Source organism: Citrobacter sp. Cf088 (genome assembly GCF_030334295.1).
In the GTDB taxonomy this organism is placed as follows: Bacteria; Pseudomonadota; Gammaproteobacteria; order Enterobacterales; family Enterobacteriaceae; genus Citrobacter; species Citrobacter freundii.
This window is the reverse complement of the sequence record NZ_JAOWEE010000058.1, coordinates 418,445-438,613: the sequence shown is the minus strand read 5'-3', so window position 1 is coordinate 438,613 and position 20,169 is coordinate 418,445. Positions and strand designations below refer to the sequence as shown.

Genomic DNA, 20,169 nt, shown 5'->3' with positions numbered 1-20,169 from the left:
AACTACAGCCCCGGATGCGATGACATCCGGGGCAATAACAGTCGTCGCTGCCGTATTTTGTAAGGGATAATCTATGAGAAATGTCGCGCCTGTTGCCTTACTGCTGGCATTAACGCTCTGTACCCTGCGGGTGAATGCCGAAGATGAACCGCAAATTATTACGCCGGAAGGACTGGCCACTAGCCAGATGCTTCCCTCGCTGGACGGCGCGGTTGCCGATCTGCCGCTGAGCGCTGCCGCTCCCGGTAGCCTGACGCTCAACGACGCGGTGAGTCGTGCCGTGAGCTGGCATCCTTCTATTCGTGAATCCATCGGCAAACTGCTCTCACAAAACGAGCAAATCGACGTGGCGAAGTCAAAATATTACCCGCAGGTTTCTGCCGGAATGAACAACGGTTACAGCAATACCTACACCGACCACGGCTTTAGCCCGGCGCTGGTGATTTCGGTATCGCAAATGCTGTACGACTTCGGCAAAGTGGCAAGCCAGGTCCGCGCCGAGACCGCCGGAGCCGCACAACAGCAGGCGAATGTGTTACTCAGTATTGATACCATCGCCCACGCCACCGCCAACGCGATAGTCCAGGTGCAGACGTGGCAGCAAATGGTGGACGCCGCCGAAGAGCAGCTCACCGCCTTAAACGGCATTGGTCGGCTGACCCGTCAACGCAATGATGAAGGGGCAACCTCGCTGTCAGACGTGGTGCAAACCGATGCGCGTATCGAGTCTGCACGTTCTCAGTTGGCGCAGTATCAGGCCAATCTCGACAGCAGCAAGGCAACGCTGATGAGCTTCCTCGGCTGGAACTCGCTTAACGGCATCAGCAATGAATTCCCGGTCAAACTGGACAGCAGTTGTGATGTGGTCAAACCGGACGATAAACTGGTTCCCGCGGTCCTGGCGGCCTGGGCACAAGCGAATGTAGCGCAGGCAAATCTCGACTACGCCAACGCGCAGATGACGCCCACCATCTCTCTGGAACCGTCGGTTCAGCACTATCTCAACGACAAATACCCCAGCCATGAGGTACTCGACAAAACCCAGTATTCTGCATGGGTAAAAGTTGAAATGCCGCTGTATCAGGGAGGCGGACTCACCGCCAGACGCAACGCCGCCAGCCATGCGGTAGAATCTGCACAATACTCCATCCAGCGCACCCGACTCGAAGTACGGCAGAAATTACTGGAGTCCCGCAGCCAGGCGATGAGCCTCGCCACCGCCCTGCAGATTCTGCGTCGCCAACAGCGGCTGAGCGAACAAACGCGCGAGCTTTATCAACAGCAATATCTTGACCTTGGCTCGCGCCCGCTGCTCGACGTGCTTAACGCCGAGCAAGAGGTGTATCAGGCCCGTTTTGCTGAACTCCAGACTCAAAACCAGCTGCGCCAGCTCCAGTTGAACTGTCTCTATAACACCGGCTCGCTTCGCCAGGCGTTCGCCTTAAATAATCGCAGCATTCAATCGGTGGAGATCAAGCTATGAGCGACCTCGATTCACATGCGGATGATGTAATTGGCGAACACGCCCTGAGCCAGTGGGCGCAGGCGATGACGCATATTGCCAATCACTATCGCGTGGCCTGTTCTCCTGGCGCAATCCAGGCCAACGCCCCATGGTTTGCGGGAAAAAGCCGGGCCACGGCCCTGTCGCAACTGGCGCGTCAGGCGGGACTGTCATTTCATGCGCTGAATACCGCCGCGCAGGCGTTCGGTCAATGGCGCCTGCCAGTGGTGGCGGAACTGCGCGACGGCCAACTGATGGTAATAGAACATTTCAACGGCGAAGATACGTTAGATGTTTTCATCATCGCCGAAGAGGGCCAGCGTAACAGGTTAACGATTGCAGAACTTCTGCCGGAGATCGTGAGCATTACCGCGCTGCGCCCGCTGTCGGCGCTGAAGGACAGTCGGGTAGACCGCTATATTTCGCGCTTCAAGCCCGACTGGATGCGCGAACTGGTGTTAAAGGACATCCGCCCTTACCTGCCGGTCATGATTGCCGCCTTTCTGATTAACGTCCTGTCGCTCGCCGGGATTATCTTTTCCATGCAGGTCTATGACCGGGTGATCCCCGCCCAGTCTTATCCAACGCTGTATGTTCTCTCTACCGGTGTTCTGGTGGCGGTGCTGTTTGGCTTTTTGCTGCGCGAAGCGCGTACCCACATAATGGACCTGCTCGGCAAACGCGCCGATATGCGCATTTCCGATCGCGTGTTTAGCCACGCATTGCGGCTGCGCAACAGCGCCGTCCCCCGTTCGACGGGGAGCTTTATTTCTCAATTGCGCGAGCTGGAACAAGTTCGCGAGATGATCACCTCCTCAACCATGTCGACCATTGTCGATCTGCCGTTTTTCTTTCTGTTTATCGTGGTGCTGGCCTGTATTGCCCCACCATTGGCGTGGATAGCCCCCGTCGCGGCCCTGTTGATGATCCTGCCTGGCTTGCTGTTACAGAAGAAGCTGGCGGTGCTCGCCAACCAGGCTGCCCATGAATCCACCCTGCGCAACGCGGTGCTGGTCGAAAGCGTCCAGGGGCTGGAAGACATCAAGCTGATGCAGGCGGAAAACCGCTTTTTACAGCAGTGGAACAGCTATATCCGTATTACCGGAGAGTCAGGGCTACGCACGCGTAAGCTGACTCAAGGGCTGATTGGCTGGGGCATGTCGGTACAAAGCCTGGTCTACGCCGCCATCATTATGTTTGGCGCGCCAATGGTCATTGAAGGCACGATGACCACCGGCGCCGTGGTGGCGGCTTCAATGCTCGGTTCCAGAATGATTGCCCCGATGGCTAATCTGTGCGGCGTGCTGGCCCGCTGGCAACAGGTCAAGGCGGCGAAGATGGGATTAGACAACATCATGCAGCTTCCCACCGAAACGCAGTATGACGAAGACAGGGTGCATCAGGAGATTTTTCACGGCCATTATCTTTTTGAAAACGCACACTTTCGCTACCACAGCGACGATCAGCGCGTTCCACTGCGGATCACGCGTCTGGAGGTCATGCCCGGCGAACGGGTGGCGATCCTCGGGCGTAACGGTGCCGGAAAATCAACGCTGCTACAGGCCATGGCGGGTGGTGTGGAGATTATCCAGGGCGATGTCCGGCTCGATAACCTGAGTCTGGCGCAAATTGATATGGCCGATTTACGCCGCAACATCGGTTTTCTCAGCCAGAATGCGCGACTGTTTTTCGGCACCCTACGCGAGAACCTGACCCTCGGCGCACCGCACGCCAGCGACGCGCAGATCTTCGAAGCGCTGGAGGTCAGCGGCGCGGCTGCTTTCGTTAAACAGCTCGCCAAAGGGCTGGCGCATCCCATTATGGAAGGCGGCAACGGTTTGTCCGGTGGACAACGGCAGTCGATCCTGCTGGCTAGAATGCTGCTGCGATCGCCCAATATCGTGCTGCTCGATGAACCCAGCGCCTCGCTGGATGAACATACCGAGCGGGAATTTATTCAGCGCCTCAACCAGTGGTTGGGTAACCGCACATTGATTGTCGCCACCCATCGCGTACCGGTTCTGGAACTGGTCGAGCGTGTGGTGGTGTTGAAAGAAGGTCAACTGGTCATGGATGCCCCGAAAGCGCAGGCGTTGAATGCGAGCCGGGCACCTGCCCCAACTCACGGTCGGGAGTGGAAAAATGAAAACCAATCCGCATGATGCCGCCATGGACGACCTCGATATCCGCCGCGAGCACCGTTTTTCCGGGGCCAGCCGCATTATTCTGCTCAGCACGCTGTTGTTTGCCGTCCTGGGTATCTGGGCATATTTCGGCAAGCTGGATGAAGTCTCAACCGGCAGCGGGAAAGTGATCCCCAGCTCGCGTGAACAAGTCTTGCAATCACTGGATGGCGGTATTCTCGCCGAACTGACGGTCCGCGAGGGAGATAAAGTCCAGGCTAATCAAATTGTTGCTCGCCTCGACCCTACCCGTTCAGAGTCCAACGTTGGGGAGAGCGCCGCCCGTTATCGCGCCTCACTGGCCTCCAGCGCAAGGCTCAATGCCGAAGTTAACGATCTGCCGCTGGTCTTTCCCGATTCACTGCGCGCTTGGCCGGATCTCATCGCCTCCGAAACTCGCCTGTATAAAAGCCGCCGCGCACAGCTTGCGGATTCAATGGCGGAACTGCAGGATGCGCTGGTCTCGGTAAATAAAGAATTGGCCATTACTCAGCGACTGGAGAAAAGCGGTGCCGCCAGCCACGTAGAAGTGCTGCGCCTGCAACGCCAAAAAAGCGATCTGGGATTAAAAATCACCGACCTGCGCTCGCAATATTTCGTGCAGGCGCGGGAAGCGCTGTCAAAAGCCAACGCCGAAGTGGATATGCTGGCGGCTATTTTAAAAGGACGCGAGGATTCCGTCACCCGCCTGACCGTACGCGCGCCGATGCGCGGTATTGTGAAAAATATCCAGGTCACCACCATTGGCGGCGTTATTCCGCCTAATGGCGAGATGATGGAGATTGTACCGCTGGACGATCATCTGCTGATAGAAACCCGCCTGTCGCCGCGTGATATCGCGTTCATCCATCCCGGCCAGCGGGCGCTGGTGAAGATAACCGCCTATGACTACGCCATTTACGGCGGTCTGGAAGGCGTAGTCGAAACCATCTCACCGGACACCATTCAGGATAAAGTGAAACCGGAAATCTTCTATTACCGCGTGTTTATCCGCACCCATCAGGACTTCTTACAGAACAAACTGGGACGCCATTTCTCCATCGTACCGGGCATGATTGCAACAGTGGATATAAAAACAGGTGAAAAAACCATCGTCGACTATTTAATCAAACCGTTTAATCGCGCAAAAGAAGCGCTGCGTGAGCGCTAAATCCTTGAGGATTAGGGGTTGCGGGGGCTGGTCACGCGTGTCACAAGTCTGTTATACTTGTCCTAACACATTGGGGCTGATTCTGGATTCGACGGGATTCGCGAAACCCAAGGTGCATGCCGAGGGGCGGTTGGCCTCGTAAAAAGCCGCAAAAAAATAGTCGCAAACGACGAAAACTACGCTTTAGCAGCTTAATAACCTGCTCTGAGCCCTCTCTCCCTAGCTTCCGCTCTTAAGACGGGGATCAAAGAGAGGTCAAACCCAAAAGAGATCGCGTGGATGCCCTGCCTGGGGTTGAAGCGTTAAATCTAATCAGGCTAGTCTGGTAGTGGCGTGTCTGTCCGCAGGTGCCAGGCGAATGTAAAGACTGACTAAGCATGTAGTACCGAGGATGTAGGAATTTCGGACGCGGGTTCAACTCCCGCCAGCTCCACCAATCATGATTGGACAGTGATAGTACATCACTAGCAAAAACAGGAAGTTAGAAGTCTCAGCAGAACACCGACCAGACGGTGAGGGGACAAAAAGGATACGCAAGGGAGCCGCGGCTCCCGAGTGACAAAAAAAGCCCGCTTATGCGGGTTTTTTTATGCTCTTTGACCCGTCCTGAATAGCGTTGGCACGTTCCAGACTTAAATCCGGAGAACGTGATGATAGATGAATACGAACAAGCAGATTAATTTCCTGATACCCCTTTTTATTTAACAGTGAACGACCAGGCTTAAATAATAGCCCTATAAGCTTAAAATCGGCACTATAAAAAGAAACGTATTTTTTAGAACATTCACCATTTAAACGTTCGACATCGCCAGACAACCCCGACAGAGAATCGTGTAAAAACATCCAGTTAACTTTTCCATGAACAACTCTTGAATTTTCCTACTAAATACATATATTACGCATCCCGTTCAGTACATAGAATAACCTTTGATTTTTTTAATTGATATTGGAGTTACGAATGTCAAATAAGAAAATTTCGCGGAGCAATGGGGCAACAGGCCCCGTTAATAAGGTTGTCGCATGGTCAACAATCGCTTTACAGGCCCTGTATCCTGCCCTTCTTAGCTTCACGCCAACTATTAGCCATGCGTCAGCCGTTAAGGCATCGCAGACCGCCGCAGAACAGCAAGAACTGCGCGGCCTGTCTTCTCTCGCCGCGCAAGCTGGCAGAAGTATTGAAAACGGTCATGCGGGCAGTTTTGCTGCCAATACCGTCTCAGCACAGGCAACGAAGGAGGTGGTAGAGTGGCTACAGAAGTACGGTAATGCGCGTATTCAACTCAACGTCGATGACGCTTTCTCGTTGAAAGATTCGTCGTTCGATTTCCTTTATCCGTGGATTGATACAAAGCAGCATGTTTTATTTAGCCAGACATCGCTTCACCGTACCGATGACAGAACCCAAACTAATATCGGTATGGGTTATCGCTACTTCACGGCGGATAATTCAATGCTGGGCGCAAACTTATTTTATGACTACGATTTAAGTCGTCATCACGCACGTATGGGTGCAGGCGTTGAGTATTGGCGAGATTATTTACATGCAGGCGCAAATGCTTATTTAAGATTATCAAAATGGAAGGATTCCCACGATCTGGATGATTATCAGGAACGTCCGGCGGATGGATGGGATATCTATACCCAAGGTTGGTTGCCATCGTATCCGCAACTGGGCGCATCGCTTAAATATGAAAAGTATTACGGCAAGAATGTCGGCCTCTTTGGCAGCGATCATCTTCAGGAAAATCCGTACGCCTTTACAGGCGGGATCAGCTATACGCCGGTTCCGCTAGTTACGCTTTCCGCTGAACACAAGCAGGGGCAGAGCAATACTCATGATTCACGCTTCGGCGTAGAGATTAACTATCGCCCCGGCATCCCGCTGGCGAAGCAGTTGGATAGCGACAATGTTGCGTTGATGCGCGAAGTTCAGCACGGACGCTACGATTTTGTCGAACGAAATAACAATATTGTTCTGGAATACCGCAAAAAATCGGTTCTGAAAATCCGCCTGCCTGAAAGCGTACAGGGGGAAGGTGGCGCCGTTGTTCCGGTGACTATTTCACTGGATAAATCCCACTGGGGCATTCAGTCGGTAGAGTGGAACGATAGCGCATTTGCCGCCGCTGGCGGGCGCATTTCCGGTAGCGGCACGTCATGGCAACTGACGTTACCCGCTTATACACCAGGCGGCACCAATCAGTGGCAGATCGGCGCAACGGCGCGAGATGTTAAAGGAAACGTCTCTAACTATGCAGTGATGAGCGTAACGGTGACGGGGAATTCAGCCTCTGTCGGCACAATGGATTTTACATTGAACGACGAGCAGCAACCGATCATCGCGGCTGATGGGAAGTCACAGCATCCGGTTAAGCTGGTGATTAAAGATACCAATGGCAATCCGTTAACAGGGCTCGCACATGACATTGAATTGTCTTTGGCATTTACGCCTGACGCACAGAGAAATCGTGAGCGTTCGGCACAGGCTCCAAAGCTTGGTGAAGTGCAGGAAACCCGTTCAGGGGTGTATACCGCTATGCTGACGCCGGGTTTAACGGCGGGGACGGCACGCATAACCGCTAAAGTCCTGGGTAAAACAGAAACCCTGACAGTGACACTAAAAGCGGTTTCCGCCGAGTCGGCAAAATCGACATTCACGGTAATGCCCATGGAGCAGGTCGTAGGGCACCCGATTAACCTAGCGTTAGAAGCAAAAGATAAAGACGGGACTGCCATCACCGGCGACGACAGCTTACGTTTTTATGCTGTTTCGGCCAGCGGCGAGATCCGTTTTACTGCAGTAGAAGAGAAAGACGGCGTGTACAGCGCTAAGGCAACGTCTGAACTGGCTCAGGCGACACGCATTGGTGTGACGTCACAAAAACATGATTTCTCCGGGCTGGAAAAACAAGCCAACTGGATTGCAGACAAAACGCAGCCGGTGGTGCAGGCGTTTAACCTGACCAGGGACAATGCGCTGGCGGATGGCAAACAGAGTAATGTCGCGGTCGTTACCCTGACCGACCCTTATGGTAACGCGCTATCCGGATACACGGTCACCCTGGCGTTACCGTCACAGGTCAAGGTTGCGAATGGCGAGAACGTTGCCACCACCGATGCCAAAGGTGAAGCAAGATTCTCACTGACCAGTTCAACGCCGGGAACCTATGAGGTTACGCTGAACGCGGGGAACATCAGCTCATCGCTAAGCGTCACATTTGCCTCTGCAATGGAGGGGGCAACATTGTCTCTGACAGCTAAAGACAATGGCGCAATCACCGATATTGCAGCAAACGGTCGCGATGGTGCCACGCTTGAGATCATGCTCAACAATACCAACGCGTCGGTTGAAGGACAGAAAGTGGAGCTTATCGTAACGCCACAAGGGCTCGTGTACCCGGACAAAATCACCACCAATAAAGAGGGTTACGCGACGGTAACGTTAACAACGGTTAAGGCGGGTCATTACACCGTTAATGCCAGGGTTACAGATGGGCAACACAGCGTTGAGTCCTCAAGCGTTGACCTGGAATTCGTACCTGATATTAACAGCGCAGTGCTGAATTTGGCGGCACCTGCTGAGAGCATCGTGGCAAACGCATCAGCTACGCATGAAATTCAGGTACAGGTTGTCGACGGTGAGAACAACCCATTTAGTGGCAACGTGCACCTGACCAGTACCCCTGCCAGTGGATTAAAACTGGGCCAGTCAGAACTGACATTGGATGAGAAAGGAATGGCATCAACAACCTTTGTTGCCACAGAAGCCGGGCACTATCAATTGCAGGCAACCTTCATCAAAGAGGGTAAACGCGTTACGGCGGGTAAGGCGATTGAGGTGGTATCAGATCTGCAAAATGCAGCGTTGACGATCGAACCGTCAACCACATCCGCCGTAGTGAGTGATGTGGATAACGTGGCGTTTACCCTGCATCTGAGCGATACATCGGGGAACAGCGTCAGCAACCGTAAGCTGAAGATTACGGCCACAGGCCCATCGCCACGCGATCCTCTGGTGATTGATAATACGCTTGTCACCACCAATGCTTCCGGTACTGCGACCGTAAATGTCCACGGTCAAAAGGCGGGTCGTTACACGCTGACCGCCACATTGGCAGAACACGGTAGCAACGTCTCGGCAAATGCTTCGCTGATGCTGAATGCTGATGCCCAGAATCCAATACTCACTCTGGAGCAGGATTTTGGCTACGTCGTTGCCAACCTTGAGCCGATGGGCTTTATGGCCCGATTGCGGGATAAATTTGGCAATCCGTTAAACGGCAGTGTCGAATTTAGCGCAGGCAGCAGAGCCAAACCCGACAGCGGAACCTTTACGATGACACCGGATAAAACCAACTTTAAGTTAGGAAATGCCTACTCTGAACTGAGAACGGATACTGCTGGTGAAAGTTGGGTGAAAGTGAAGGCAACGACGGGAGATAAAACGTTGGAAAAAGAACTCACCGTCTGGGTAGTTGAGAATCATCAACCGAATTCCTGATCAGGATATAAACAGGAGATAGCCGCAGCATGGCGGCTATCTCCCTTTCTATATATTGCCCGCACGTCTTCTACCCACTAAGACTCAGAACTGTAATAGGTATAGCAAAGCTAAGTTCACTCTCGACGATTCCCCCTCCCCCGTTGATTTGAAAACAAGCAGCAATATAATAAAGGGGCTGGAAATATCAGCAAAGCCTCAGGTAAAATATTTTCAGACTGATGGCTATATTATCAAAATTAATTTATCACGTGACAAACTACGCAGGGAGACTTGAATCGAGTATCCAGTACCGATGTTTACATCACATTAATGACACATGACATATATCATCAATTCGGAGATCTGCATTTTCACTCTCAAAAATGTAGCCCGATAAATACCTTACCAAAAAAGTGTTAAATTTTTATTATGATTATTTTGCGGAGAGTTTATGAACAAAATATATCAAATAAAATGGAATAAAGTCCGTAATTGCTGGTGTGTGTGCTCCGAACTGGGAAGGAAGAACACGAAAAAAAAGTCCAGGGCGTTATTAGCCGGTGCTGTAGCGCTATGTTCATCAATGGCCTTTGCTAATGATATTGATGTCAGCACAGATAACACCGTTGATTTTGGCGAAAAAAACCAGTCTATTAATTACCATATCAATGTAAAAGATAATGCTAACCTGGTAATCAATGCGCCGGACTCTCGCCCCCGCCTGACCTTCACATCAGGTGGTGGGCTGGATATTACCCAAGGAACAGTGCGTATCAATGGTGAGCTAAACGTCCTGCTGAGAGGTACGGGTTACCTTAACGTGTCCAATGCAGGCAGCGAACTCTATGCTGACGACTTATATGACAGCGCATCAGACAACTGGCGAACTGGCGGTTATTTTAACGTGTCTGATGGCGGTAAGATTCATGTTAAAGGGACCAGTCGTCTTACCTATGAAAGGGGAAACATTAGCGGCGAAGGTAGCCAGGTAAATACACAAACATTCTTTATGGGTGTTTTCAAGAGCTACGGTGGCGATCAATTCCTGTCGGTTAATAACAAGGGTGAAATTAACGCCAGTGAGAAATTAAGCCTGGGGTATTACAATCAAGATTCAAATACCACGCTGGTGGTATCTGACATGGGGAAAATATCTGCCCCAGAAATTAGCTTGAGTACGAACTCAGAATTAGCATTAGGCGCTCAAGAAGGTGAGAAAGCTAAATCTGCTGGAGTTATTGACGCCAAGAAAATAGAGTTTGTCTGGGCTAGCACAGACAATAAAAAAATCACACTGAACCACACCAGTGATAACGCAAATATAACAGCTGATATATCAAGCGGCAGTGAGGGGCTGGGTAATATCAATGCGCTAAATGGTACAACGTTTTTATCTGGTGATAACTCAAAATTTAGCGGCAACGTAAAAATTGCCAGGAATGCCACCCTTGGGGTTACGCAGAACCTGGGAACCGCTGATATTAGCAATAGCGGCAAACTCTTACTGAACGCCCAGGACAACATGGCGTTTACCAATAAGGTTTCGGGGAACGGCATTATCTCCGTCGGCGCCGGAAATGTGGCGTTATTAGGTGATAACACCGCCTTTAAAGGAAAGATCAATGTTGAATCGGGTGCCGTTGCAACCGTGTCCGATCAGAAAAACTTGGGCTCTGCCGGGTTATCCGTTGACGGGAAACTGCAGCTCAATAGCACCAGCGACTGGTTGTTTAGCCACCAGATTTCTGGGTCTGGCATCCTGGGGGTCGATACGGGAAATCACGCTTTCTCTTTTAAAAATAGCGCAGCGACCTCTGGGTTCACTGGTGATCTGGCATTACAAAATACGACATTCAACCTGCAGGGAACCAACACCGATGCTCTTGCAAAAGCAGGGCTGATTGCAGGAAAAGGGAGTGAAATTTCACTGGGCACAGGCACACAGTCCATCGGAAGTCTGGCCTTTTCTGGCGGTACCATTGAGTTTGGTAACATTACCCCCGGCATACACCAAACCGACAAAATGGTGAATGTTAAAGACCAGTTAGACCTGACGGGATCTGGTGCTGTGCAGGTGAATCCTGTGGGCGTAGTGGACGCCATATCTCAAGGTATTGATACCGGTCTCTCCTTAATGGAGCAGGAAGACGCCAATGCGGAAATTAAACTGGTTTCCACCAATTCAGCAACCGTTGTAACAGGAGATGCCGGAAACCTGCAACTGCAGGATCTGAACGGTAACGCGATAACAGACGCTGTTCAGCATGACATCAGCCAGGACGGGCAGGTTGTAGCAAAGGGAACATACGACTATCGCCTGACCAGCGGGCAAAACCATGACGGCCTTTATGTGGGCTACGGTCTGACGCAGATTGAACTACAAGGACAGGGTCAGAATGCACTGATCCTGAACGCCAACGGAAAAGTCGGGGCGGCTGCGGAATTGAGTTCCCGCCTGACCGGCTCCGGGGATCTGGCGCTCGACAGCCAGAAAGGCCACACAGTTTCACTATCTGGTTTGAATAATGATTACACCGGTTTGACCGATTTGCGCAGCGGTAATCTACTGATGCTCAATGACAATGTTCTGGGCCATACAGCAGGTCTGCAGATGGCAGAAGAGACCGTTTTGGATATGAATGGGCATAGCCAGACGATTGGGCAGCTAACCAGCGCAGCGGGATCAGTTCTGAATATTAATGGCGGTAGCCTGACGATTTCTAACGGCGGAACATCCGCGGGGGCATTGGTCGGCAGCGGTAATCTGAATATCGATAACGGTGTCTTTAGCGTGAAGGGCTGTAATGCGTCCTTAAACGCAACAACGGCCATCGCCTCCGGCGCAGAGGTCACTCTGGATAATGTTCAGGGATTGGGAACCGGGAAGATTATTGCCGATGGTCATCTCAACCTCAATGCCGTTGAGGGACACTTGTCCAACAACCTTAGCGGTAAGGGTGAAGTTTCATTCAGCGAATCTAACGTCGCTCTTAAGGGGGATAACAGTGGATTTAGCGGCCAGCTTAACCTGGATAAAAACACACAATTAGTGGCGTCAGCCGCCGAACATCTGGGGGAGGCGACGATTCACAATCAGGGTGACATGATCCTTAGCAGCATGGATGACTGGACCATGCAAAACCAGGTCGATGGCAGCGGTAATATCATCAAGCAAGGCCAGGGCACTGTCACTCTGACTGCGAATTCCACCTATACCGGCACCACGGATCTTCAACAAGGGAGGCTGATGCTGGGTCAGGAGGATGCGCCTGTTACTTTAGCGAGCCAGCAGGTCAATATATCTTCGGCCGGTATGCTTTCAGGCGCGGGAACGGTACTAGGCAGTATCCATAATGCCGGACTGTTTGTTGCCGGAAATGGAGCATCAGGCCACTTTACTGTTGGCGGAGATCTCACCAATCAGGGTGCGATCTCTTTGGGGAATATTGGACAGTCCGCCGGCAACCAGCTGATTGTTGAAGGAAATTACCACGGCAACAATGGTCATATTAATTTTGATACGGTTCTGGGGGACGATCGTTCGGCCACCGATAAGCTTATTGTAAAAGGTGATACCACTGGCAATACTCAAGTAAGTGTCACCAATGCAGGAGGCCAGGGTTCACAAACTCTGGAGGGGATTGAGCTTATTCATGTTGATGGCCGTTCTGATGGTGATTTTGCTCAGAGCGGGCGTATCACTGCGGGTGCGTATGATTATTCATTGGTTCGAGGTCAGGGGGCTAACAATAATCACTGGTATCTGACCAGTCAGTTGATTAAGCCTGAAAATCCCGAAAAACCGGTTTCGCCCACAGAGCATATGCTTCGCCCGGAAGGAGGAACCTATACCGCGAACCATGCTGCAGTAAACACCATGTTCAACATGCAGCTACACGATCGCTCGGGCAAAGCTCAGTACACAGATGTGTCAACCGGAGAGATGAAAACCACCGGTATGTGGATGCGTCAGGCAGGTAGCCACCAAAGTTGGTATGACGGTAGCAGCCAGTTGCGTACTCAAAGTAATCGCTATGTGATGCAGCTCGGCAGTGATATCGCGCAGGGCTCAACCAACGGGCATGATAGCTGGCGTCTCGGGATCATGGCCGGATACGGTCATGACAATAATCAGACCCGCTCATCAGCAACGGGTTACACCTCGCGAGGTAGCGTCAATGGCTATAGCACTGGCCTTTATGCCACGTGGTTTGCCGATAACACTGATCATAAAGGCCTGTACTTCGACGGTTGGGCACAATATGGATGGTTTGATAACCATGTCAAAGGTGAAGGACTGGCTTCTGAGTCCTATAAATCCAAAGGTCTGACGGCATCTGTTGAAACAGGGTATACCTTTAAAGTTGGCGAATTCTCTGGCAGCAAAGGAACCGTTAATGAGTGGTATGTTCAACCGCAGGCGCAGGTTACCTGGATGGGGGTCAAATCTGATGACCATCGGGAAGCTAACGGAACGCGTATCGAGATGAATGGTAACGGTAATATTCAAACCCGTCTTGGAGCCAGAGCCTATCTGAAAAGCTTTAATAAAATGGATGAGGGCAAAGGCCGCGAATTCCAGCCATTTATTGAAGCTAACTGGCTCCATAATACACGCAGTTTTAGCACAAAAATGGACGATGTTAGCGTCAGCCAGGAAGGTGCACGCAATCTGGGAGAGATTAAACTGGGTGTCGAAGGCCAGATTACGCCAGATTTAAATCTGTGGGGTAATGTGGGCGTCCAGATGGGAGACAACGGTTACAACAACAGCGCGGCAACGTTAGGACTGAAATATCATTTCTAATCAGCCCGCAACAAAATATAGCCGGGGTGTTTTCGACAGCACCCTAGCTACTGCCATAACCCCAAATATATCGACGCTTGCATTATTCTCATAGCCAGGCGAGCTATGAGAATAATGAGCACTTAAATAGTACCAACCGTCATCCCATTCCTCCCATTTTACTGATCAAAGGGAGGGAAAAAACGACTCGCTTTTAACAAAGCCATTCAAAACCTTATTTATCAACTGGATACTCGCGATTAATCCACGCATGTTCATCTTCCCAGGTGAACATCCATTTGCGTACCGGGCCCGCCATCACGTTGAGGTAGTAGCTGTCATATCCTGCCAGGGTTGCCACCGGGTGATACCCTTTTGGCACCATCACGACATCACGGTTATAGACAGCCATACACTCGTCAAGCGATCGGTCGTCGGTGTATACCCGTTGCAGACAGAATCCCTGCGGCGGGTTGAGGCGATGGTAGTAAGTCTCTTCCAGATAGGTCTCCTGCGGCGGATTGTCGGTATCATGCTTATGACTTGGCCAGGAACTGGTACAGCCTTCGTTGGTCCACACCTCCACCACCAGCAGGCTGTCGGCGGGTTTATCTTCCGGTAAGATGTTGTGCACGTAGCGCTGGTTATGACCTTTGCCACGCGCTTCGCCGTCGATATCCTTAGGTGCAATCAGCCGCGTCGGATACGTTCCTTTCCCTGGTGCCGCGCAGACCGCCAGCTCCAGTCTGGTCACCGCCTGGACCTGTATTGCCTCGCCAGAAGTGACATACACCGCCCACGGTTTGATACGCTCGAACGGGCTCATTCGCTCGCCGATATCCGTAAAGGTTGCGCCCGGCGTGGTGACGGTCGCGCGTCCGGCGACCAATACCAGACAACGTTCTTCGCTGACGGCGGGCAGCGTAAGCTGCTGCCCCTCTTCCAGTTCGTACGCTTTAAAGCCAACATATTCCCAACCGGCGCTTTCCGGCGTCACTGACTGCGTACGCCCCTGCGCGTCCGGCTGCTGCCAGCGTGATAATAAACGTGACATATCACCTCCTCAGATAAGACCAGCGTCACGCGCCAGACGGCTAAGGTTGTTATAGCCCAGACGCGCATACGTTAGCGGATGCGCGATGGCCGGATCCTGCTCCGCCTCCACGACTAACCACCCCTGATACTGGTTCGCCTTCAGCAAGGCCATGATCGGCGGATAGTCAACGCAGCCATCGCCCGGCACGGTAAAGACCCCACTCAGTACCGCATCGAGAAAGCTGGTTTTGCGATTTTTGACATCCGCCAGCACGTCGGCACGCACGTCTTTACAGTGAACATGGTTGATACGCGATGCCCAGCGCTGCGCCACCGCCAGCGGATCGGCCCCGGCGAAGGTCAAGTGTCCCGTGTCGAGCAGCAATCCCACTTCCTCACCGGTATGGGTCATCAGGTTGTCCACGTCATCGGCGGACTCAATCACCGTTCCCATATGGTGGTGATAGGCAATCTGTACCCCCTGCTGCTGGGTGTAGCGCGCAAACTCGGTGAGCTTTTCACCGTATTCTTGCCAGCGCTCTTGCGGGAAGCGCGGACGCAGATGTACCGGCGTCTGCTGCTCGCCGTGAATGCAGCCACTGACTTCGGCAAAGACCAGCACCTTGGCCCCCAGCTCGCGCAGTAACGTCAGATGTGACTGCACGGCGGCAATCTCCTCCTCCACACTGCGTTCCAGTAGACGTCCGGAGTACCAGCCGGAAACCAGTTGCAGGTCGTGACGCTGCAAAATGGGGCCGAGCAGTCGCGCCTCGCGCGGGAATTTATTACCCAGTTCGAAACCAGCAAATCCGGCCTCTTTGCCCTCGCTCAGACAAGTATCAAGCGACGTCTCAGCGCCCAGTGAAGGAAGATCATCATTCGTCCATGTCAGTGGATTAATACCTAATTGTACCGTCATTATCTTCTCCTGAATTATGCTTGTCCGCGCTCGCGCCACCAGGCGATAAGCTGCAGGTAGTTATCTTTAATGCGCGCCACCAGTTGCGCATCGTCAATATCGTGTTTCAACCACGCGCGGGAAGCGTCGCCAAACAGCGTGCGTCCCACGGCAAATCCTTTCACCACCGCATGACCCGCAGCCGCTTTGAAATCCGCGCGCAGTTGCTCTGCCGGTGCGTCCAGACCAAGGATCACCACGCCACGGCAGTGCGGATCGCGCCGTTCGATAATGTCACTCAACGCCGTCCAGCCAGCAGAAGTCAGCGGTGGGAGTTTCCACCAGTCGGGGTAAATCCCTAAGTTGTAGAAGCGGGAAATAGCGCGCAAATACAGTTCATCACTGCGCGGCATACTGGCCGGCAAAATCACCTCCAGCAGCAGCTCATGACCAGACTGGCAACAGGCGCGGTACACCTCGGCGATTTTCTGTTCTTGCTCCAGACGCAACGCATGGGCATCTTCCGGATGGAAAAAAACCAGACACTTCACCACATGTTCCTGCGGCCAACTGATGAGCTGCGAGCCAATATTGCCGTGTTCCATCTCCAGCGGGCGAGATCCCGGCAGTTCGATAGGGCGACCTATCCACCAGCCCTCTCCGGTTATCGAATTCAGCGCATCCTGACCAAACGTACCGTCGCAAAGCAGCCCGGCCTTGCCCTCCAGCCCGGCGCTGTTGGCCGCTTCACGGCTGGCCTGCAAAATAAGCTGTTTCAATGCCGGAATACGCTTCAAAGACGCGCCGCACTGTAGCGCCATCTCTTCAAGCTGACTGCGGTGATCGAAAGCCATCACGCACAGTTCCGGCCATGTGCGACGGCGAGTCGTCACGCGATGCAAATGGTTGAGATGCGGATCGAGATCCGGACGCGGAACCTCCGCAGCACGAGAAAGATAATCATCTAGCTCAACTTTGCTCGGCATCGCCGGCGCACAGCCGTGACGAGATACCACCAGCGCACCGCAGGCATTAGCATAGCGGCACGCCTGCTCCCATCCCTCATCGTTGAGGTAGCCGCGCAGCAGGCCGGACATAAAAGCATCCCCCGCCCCCAACACGTTCAGCACCTCCACGCGTACGCCGGTCACCGTCAGGCCATCGTCCAGCCGGGCCGGGATCGCGTCGGTATACACCGAGCTACCGAGCGCACCGCGCTTGCAGACCAGCGTCGCGTTACTCACGCCGCGAACCTGCGACAGCGCCTGCAGCGTATCGGTACTGCCGCCCGCGATATGAAACTCCTCCTCGGTGCCGACAATCACATCAAAAAGATGCAACACCTCCTGCAACTGACGGGTGACCTGATCGGCGGCGATAAAACGTGTTTCGCCGTCGCCTAAGGATGTAAGCCCCCACAGCACCGGGCGATAGTCGATATCCAGCGCCGTACGCACGCCGTGACGGCGGGCGTAAGCGAGCGCCGTCAACACCGCCTCGCGGGTTTGCGGATGAGAAAGATGCGTCCCGGTGATAGCAAGACAACGAGCAGAAGCGATGTACTGTTCATCAACATCGCTGGCGGTAATCGCCATATCCGCGCAGTTATCACGGTAAAAAATCAGTGGGAAGGTGTCCCGGTCTTTAATGCCGAGTAGCACCAGCGCTGTCAGGCGGTCTTTATCGGTAATCAGATGGCTAGTATCGCAGCCTACCTGGTTTAATTCTTCACGCAGGAAACGCCCCATATGTTCGTCGCCAACCCGCGCCAGCATTGATGAACGCAGTCCCTGTCGCGCCGTTCCGTAGGCCACATTGCCGGACGATCCGCCAAGATATTTGGCAAAGCTCGACACATCTTCCAGGCGTGCGCCAATCTGCTGACTGTAGAGGTCAACCGCCACGCGGCCCATGCATATCACATCAAACTGCTTTTCCACGTTGATACCTCTTCAGACAATGTCGTTCACATTCAGCCAGCGGCCTTCCTGGTGCGAGAGTGCGATGGCGTCAAGCACACGCGACACCTTCCAGCCCTCTTCGAAGTCCGGCCACATCGGCGCGTCGGCGGCAATGCCGTCCACCAGGTCGCGCACTTCCACTGTTTTCTGGTCGTTAAAGCCGATGCCATGCCCGGCTCCCATACAAAACGCGCCGTAGTCCGGATGCGCCGGACCAACCAGTAAAGTGCGAAACCCCTGGCGGTTGACCGGATCGTCATGCAAATAGAGCTTCAGCTCAGCCATGCGCTCCTGGGTAAAACTGATGGTTCCTTTGGTCCCGGTAATCACATACGACAACCCCATCTTGCGGCCACAGGCAACGCGGGAGGTTTCAATCACCCCTTGCGCACCGCCTGCAAAGCGCACCATCGCGTGGGCCTGATCTTCGTTCTCTACCGCCACCATTTGCGAGGAACCGACCTGCGCCGGACGCTGTGGCACCACGATCTTCAGGTCGCCGCAGACCTGATGAATATCCCCAACCAGGTACTGCGCCATATTGACGATATGCGCCGCCAGATCGCCAAGTGCCCCCAGACCCGCCGTTTCTTTAAAACAGTGCCAGTGGATCGGCGCAAGCGGATCGGCCATGTAGTCTTCGTTGTGGGTGCCGTAGAAATGGATCACCTCGCCAATTTCTCCGCGCTCAATGATCTCTTTCGCCAGCTGCGCCGTTGGGTTCTTCATATAGTTGAACCCCACCAGGGTTTTCACTCCTGCCCGCTGTGCAGCCTCAACCATTTCACGCGCGTCGTGGGCGTTCAGCGCCAACGGCTTTTCCGAGTACACATGCTTGCCGTGGCGAATCGCTTCCAGCGCCATCTCTTTGTGCAGATGGTTGGGAGAGCAGATATCCACCACATCAATGGCCGGGTCGGCCACCAGCGCCCGCCAGTCTCCGGTTGAGCGATTGAAGCCAAACGCCTGCGCCCGCTCGGCGGCCAGCTCCGGAGAAACTTCCGCTACCATTTCACGCACCAGTTTGCCGCGCAGGTTAAACACCGTCGGGGCCTGGGCATAGGCGATAGCATGCGCCTTGCCGATATACCCGGTGCCAATCAATCCAATACGAACTTCTTTCATCATGATCCTCACAGTGCGCCGCGACGGCTCTTGGCGTAGGTATCGAACGCCACCGCCAGAACGATAATTAAGCCAGTAATAATTTGTTGGTAGTAAGCCGAGACGTTCATCAGCACCAGACCATTAATCAGGATGCCCATGATGATCGAGCCGATAATGGTGCCGCCGATACGTCCGTACCCACCCATCAGCGACGTGCCGCCAATCACCACCGAAGCGATGACGCGCAACTCAAAGGAGATCCCGGCGACCGCTTCCGCACTGCCTAAACGCGCACTGAGGATGAAGCCCGCCAGCCCAGCCAGACAGCCAATCAATACGTAGACGCTCACCAGCACGCGCTTCACATTGACCCCTGCCAGACGCGCCGCCTCCGGGTTGCCGCCGATGGCGTACACGAAGCGCCCCCAGCGGGTTTTATGCAGTGCCAGGTAACCGCCAATAGCGACCAGAGCAAAGATCCAGATTGGAATCGAAATGCCGAGCAGCTCGCCGCGTCCCCACCAGCGGTATCCCGCGTCGAAACCGGCAATCGGCGCGCCGTCGTTGATCACCAGCGTCAGGCCGCGCCAGATGGTCATCCCGCCGAGGGTGACGATAAACGGCGGCAGACGCAGGCGGGTCACGCCGAGGCCATGCAGAAAACCAATCGCGGTGCCCATCGCCATACAGATGCCAAGGCCAATCAGCCAGCTCATGCCGCCCCAGGCGTTCGGATCGACGGTGGTGAAGTTGTCGCCCTTGATCACATACGCGGCGGTCATAGCGCAGACCGCCAGGATAGAGCCCACCGACAGATCGATGCCGGCAGTCAGAATGACAAACGTCATACCCACCGCCATGATCCCGTAAATGGAGACTTCGGTCAGAATGTTGAAAATGTTGCGTTCAGAAAGAAAATTGCTGTTCTGCAACTGAAAGAAAATCAGCAGCAGGATCATAAAAATCAGCACCCCAAAGCGCTCAAAAAAGGCAATGGGATCGAGACGTCCACCGCGTTTGGCTGGAACCTGCGTTTTAGAAATAATCTGCGTCATGAGTCAC

Annotated in this window: 11 protein-coding genes and 1 other RNA gene; 6 read left to right on the top strand and 6 right to left on the bottom strand. The window is 53.4% G+C overall.

From position 1 onward, the window contains the following. Positions 1-73 precede the first annotated feature (73 nt). From OGV71_RS25290 to ssrA, 4 genes are all read left to right on the top strand, one after another. Positions 74-1,483, top strand: coding sequence for a TolC family outer membrane protein (locus OGV71_RS25290; protein WP_003845860.1), 1,410 nt, complete (start codon positions 74-76; stop codon positions 1,481-1,483). Beyond that, on the top strand, positions 1,480-3,666 hold the full coding sequence (locus tag OGV71_RS25285) for a type I secretion system permease/ATPase (protein ID WP_204583345.1): 2,187 nt from the start codon (positions 1,480-1,482) through the stop codon (positions 3,664-3,666). The genes OGV71_RS25290 and OGV71_RS25285 overlap by 4 nt, the downstream gene beginning before the upstream one ends. A 7-nt stretch (positions 3,667-3,673) precedes the next feature. Further along, complete coding sequence (locus tag OGV71_RS25280) at positions 3,674-4,837, top strand: beta-barrel domain-containing protein (RefSeq protein ID WP_085951585.1); 1,164 nt, start codon at positions 3,674-3,676, stop codon at positions 4,835-4,837. 72 nt (positions 4,838-4,909) lie between these two features. Beyond that, positions 4,910-5,273: a transfer-messenger RNA gene (ssrA, locus tag OGV71_RS25275) on the top strand. Between the two features lie 137 nt (positions 5,274-5,410). Here the strand turns inward: ssrA and OGV71_RS25270 are convergent. Then, positions 5,411-5,680 (bottom strand): hypothetical protein, encoded by a 270-nt coding sequence (locus tag OGV71_RS25270; protein ID WP_128298932.1) that lies wholly within the window; start codon positions 5,678-5,680, stop codon positions 5,411-5,413. Positions 5,681-5,795: 115 nt separating this feature from the next. Between OGV71_RS25270 and OGV71_RS25265 the strand changes: the two genes are divergently transcribed. Both OGV71_RS25265 and OGV71_RS25260 read left to right on the top strand, forming a co-directional pair. Then, entirely contained in the window at positions 5,796-9,338 is a 3,543-nt protein-coding gene (locus tag OGV71_RS25265) for an inverse autotransporter beta domain-containing protein (RefSeq protein WP_204583344.1), read from the top strand. 433 nt (positions 9,339-9,771) lie between these two features. Next, entirely contained in the window at positions 9,772-14,127 is a 4,356-nt protein-coding gene (locus OGV71_RS25260) for an autotransporter outer membrane beta-barrel domain-containing protein (RefSeq protein WP_204583343.1), read from the top strand. A gap of 214 nt (positions 14,128-14,341) precedes the next feature. Here the strand turns inward: OGV71_RS25260 and iolB are convergent, their stop codons facing one another. Genes iolB through OGV71_RS25235 form a run of 5 tightly spaced genes read right to left on the bottom strand, consistent with a single transcriptional unit; the run spans position 14,342 to position 20,162 of the window. Next, positions 14,342-15,160 carry a 5-deoxy-glucuronate isomerase gene (gene iolB, locus OGV71_RS25255; RefSeq protein WP_204583342.1) on the bottom strand — a complete coding sequence of 273 codons (819 nt, stop codon included), beginning with the start codon at positions 15,158-15,160 and terminating at the stop codon, positions 14,342-14,344. A gap of 9 nt (positions 15,161-15,169) precedes the next feature. Beyond that, positions 15,170-16,060: a myo-inosose-2 dehydratase gene (gene iolE / locus OGV71_RS25250; RefSeq protein ID WP_204583341.1), complete on the bottom strand. Its 891-nt coding sequence runs from the start codon at positions 16,058-16,060 to the stop codon at positions 15,170-15,172. A 14-nt stretch (positions 16,061-16,074) separates the two neighbouring features. Next, a complete protein-coding gene (locus tag OGV71_RS25245) occupies positions 16,075-17,979 on the bottom strand; it encodes a bifunctional 5-dehydro-2-deoxygluconokinase/5-dehydro-2-deoxyphosphogluconate aldolase (protein ID WP_032938051.1) in 1,905 nt (634 codons plus the stop codon). A gap of 12 nt (positions 17,980-17,991) precedes the next feature. Continuing rightward, positions 17,992-19,125 (bottom strand): Gfo/Idh/MocA family protein, encoded by a 1,134-nt coding sequence (locus OGV71_RS25240; RefSeq protein WP_086550382.1) that lies wholly within the window; start codon positions 19,123-19,125, stop codon positions 17,992-17,994. Between the two features lie 8 nt (positions 19,126-19,133). After that, positions 19,134-20,162 (bottom strand): ABC transporter permease, encoded by a 1,029-nt coding sequence (locus OGV71_RS25235; RefSeq protein ID WP_003839791.1) that lies wholly within the window; start codon positions 20,160-20,162, stop codon positions 19,134-19,136. Positions 20,163-20,169 lie beyond the last annotated feature (7 nt).

Bases quoted from the DNA above. Each gene is read 5' to 3' on its own strand.
- OGV71_RS25270 (WP_128298932.1), bottom strand. From the start codon at position 5,680: ATGTTTTTACACGATTCTCTGTCGGGGTTGTCTGGCGATGTCGAACGT.
- iolE (WP_204583341.1), bottom strand. From the start codon at position 16,060: ATGACGGTACAATTAGGTATTAATCCACTGACATGGACGAATGATGAT.
- OGV71_RS25285 (WP_204583345.1), top strand. From the start codon at position 1,480: ATGAGCGACCTCGATTCACATGCGGATGATGTAATTGGCGAACACGCC.
- OGV71_RS25265 (WP_204583344.1), top strand. From the start codon at position 5,796: ATGTCAAATAAGAAAATTTCGCGGAGCAATGGGGCAACAGGCCCCGTT.
- OGV71_RS25290 (WP_003845860.1), top strand. From the start codon at position 74: ATGAGAAATGTCGCGCCTGTTGCCTTACTGCTGGCATTAACGCTCTGT.
- OGV71_RS25280 (WP_085951585.1), top strand. From the start codon at position 3,674: ATGGACGACCTCGATATCCGCCGCGAGCACCGTTTTTCCGGGGCCAGC.
- OGV71_RS25260 (WP_204583343.1), top strand. From the start codon at position 9,772: ATGAACAAAATATATCAAATAAAATGGAATAAAGTCCGTAATTGCTGG.
- OGV71_RS25240 (WP_086550382.1), bottom strand. From the start codon at position 19,125: ATGAAAGAAGTTCGTATTGGATTGATTGGCACCGGGTATATCGGCAAG.
- iolB (WP_204583342.1), bottom strand. From the start codon at position 15,160: ATGTCACGTTTATTATCACGCTGGCAGCAGCCGGACGCGCAGGGGCGT.
- OGV71_RS25235 (WP_003839791.1), bottom strand. From the start codon at position 20,162: ATGACGCAGATTATTTCTAAAACGCAGGTTCCAGCCAAACGCGGTGGA.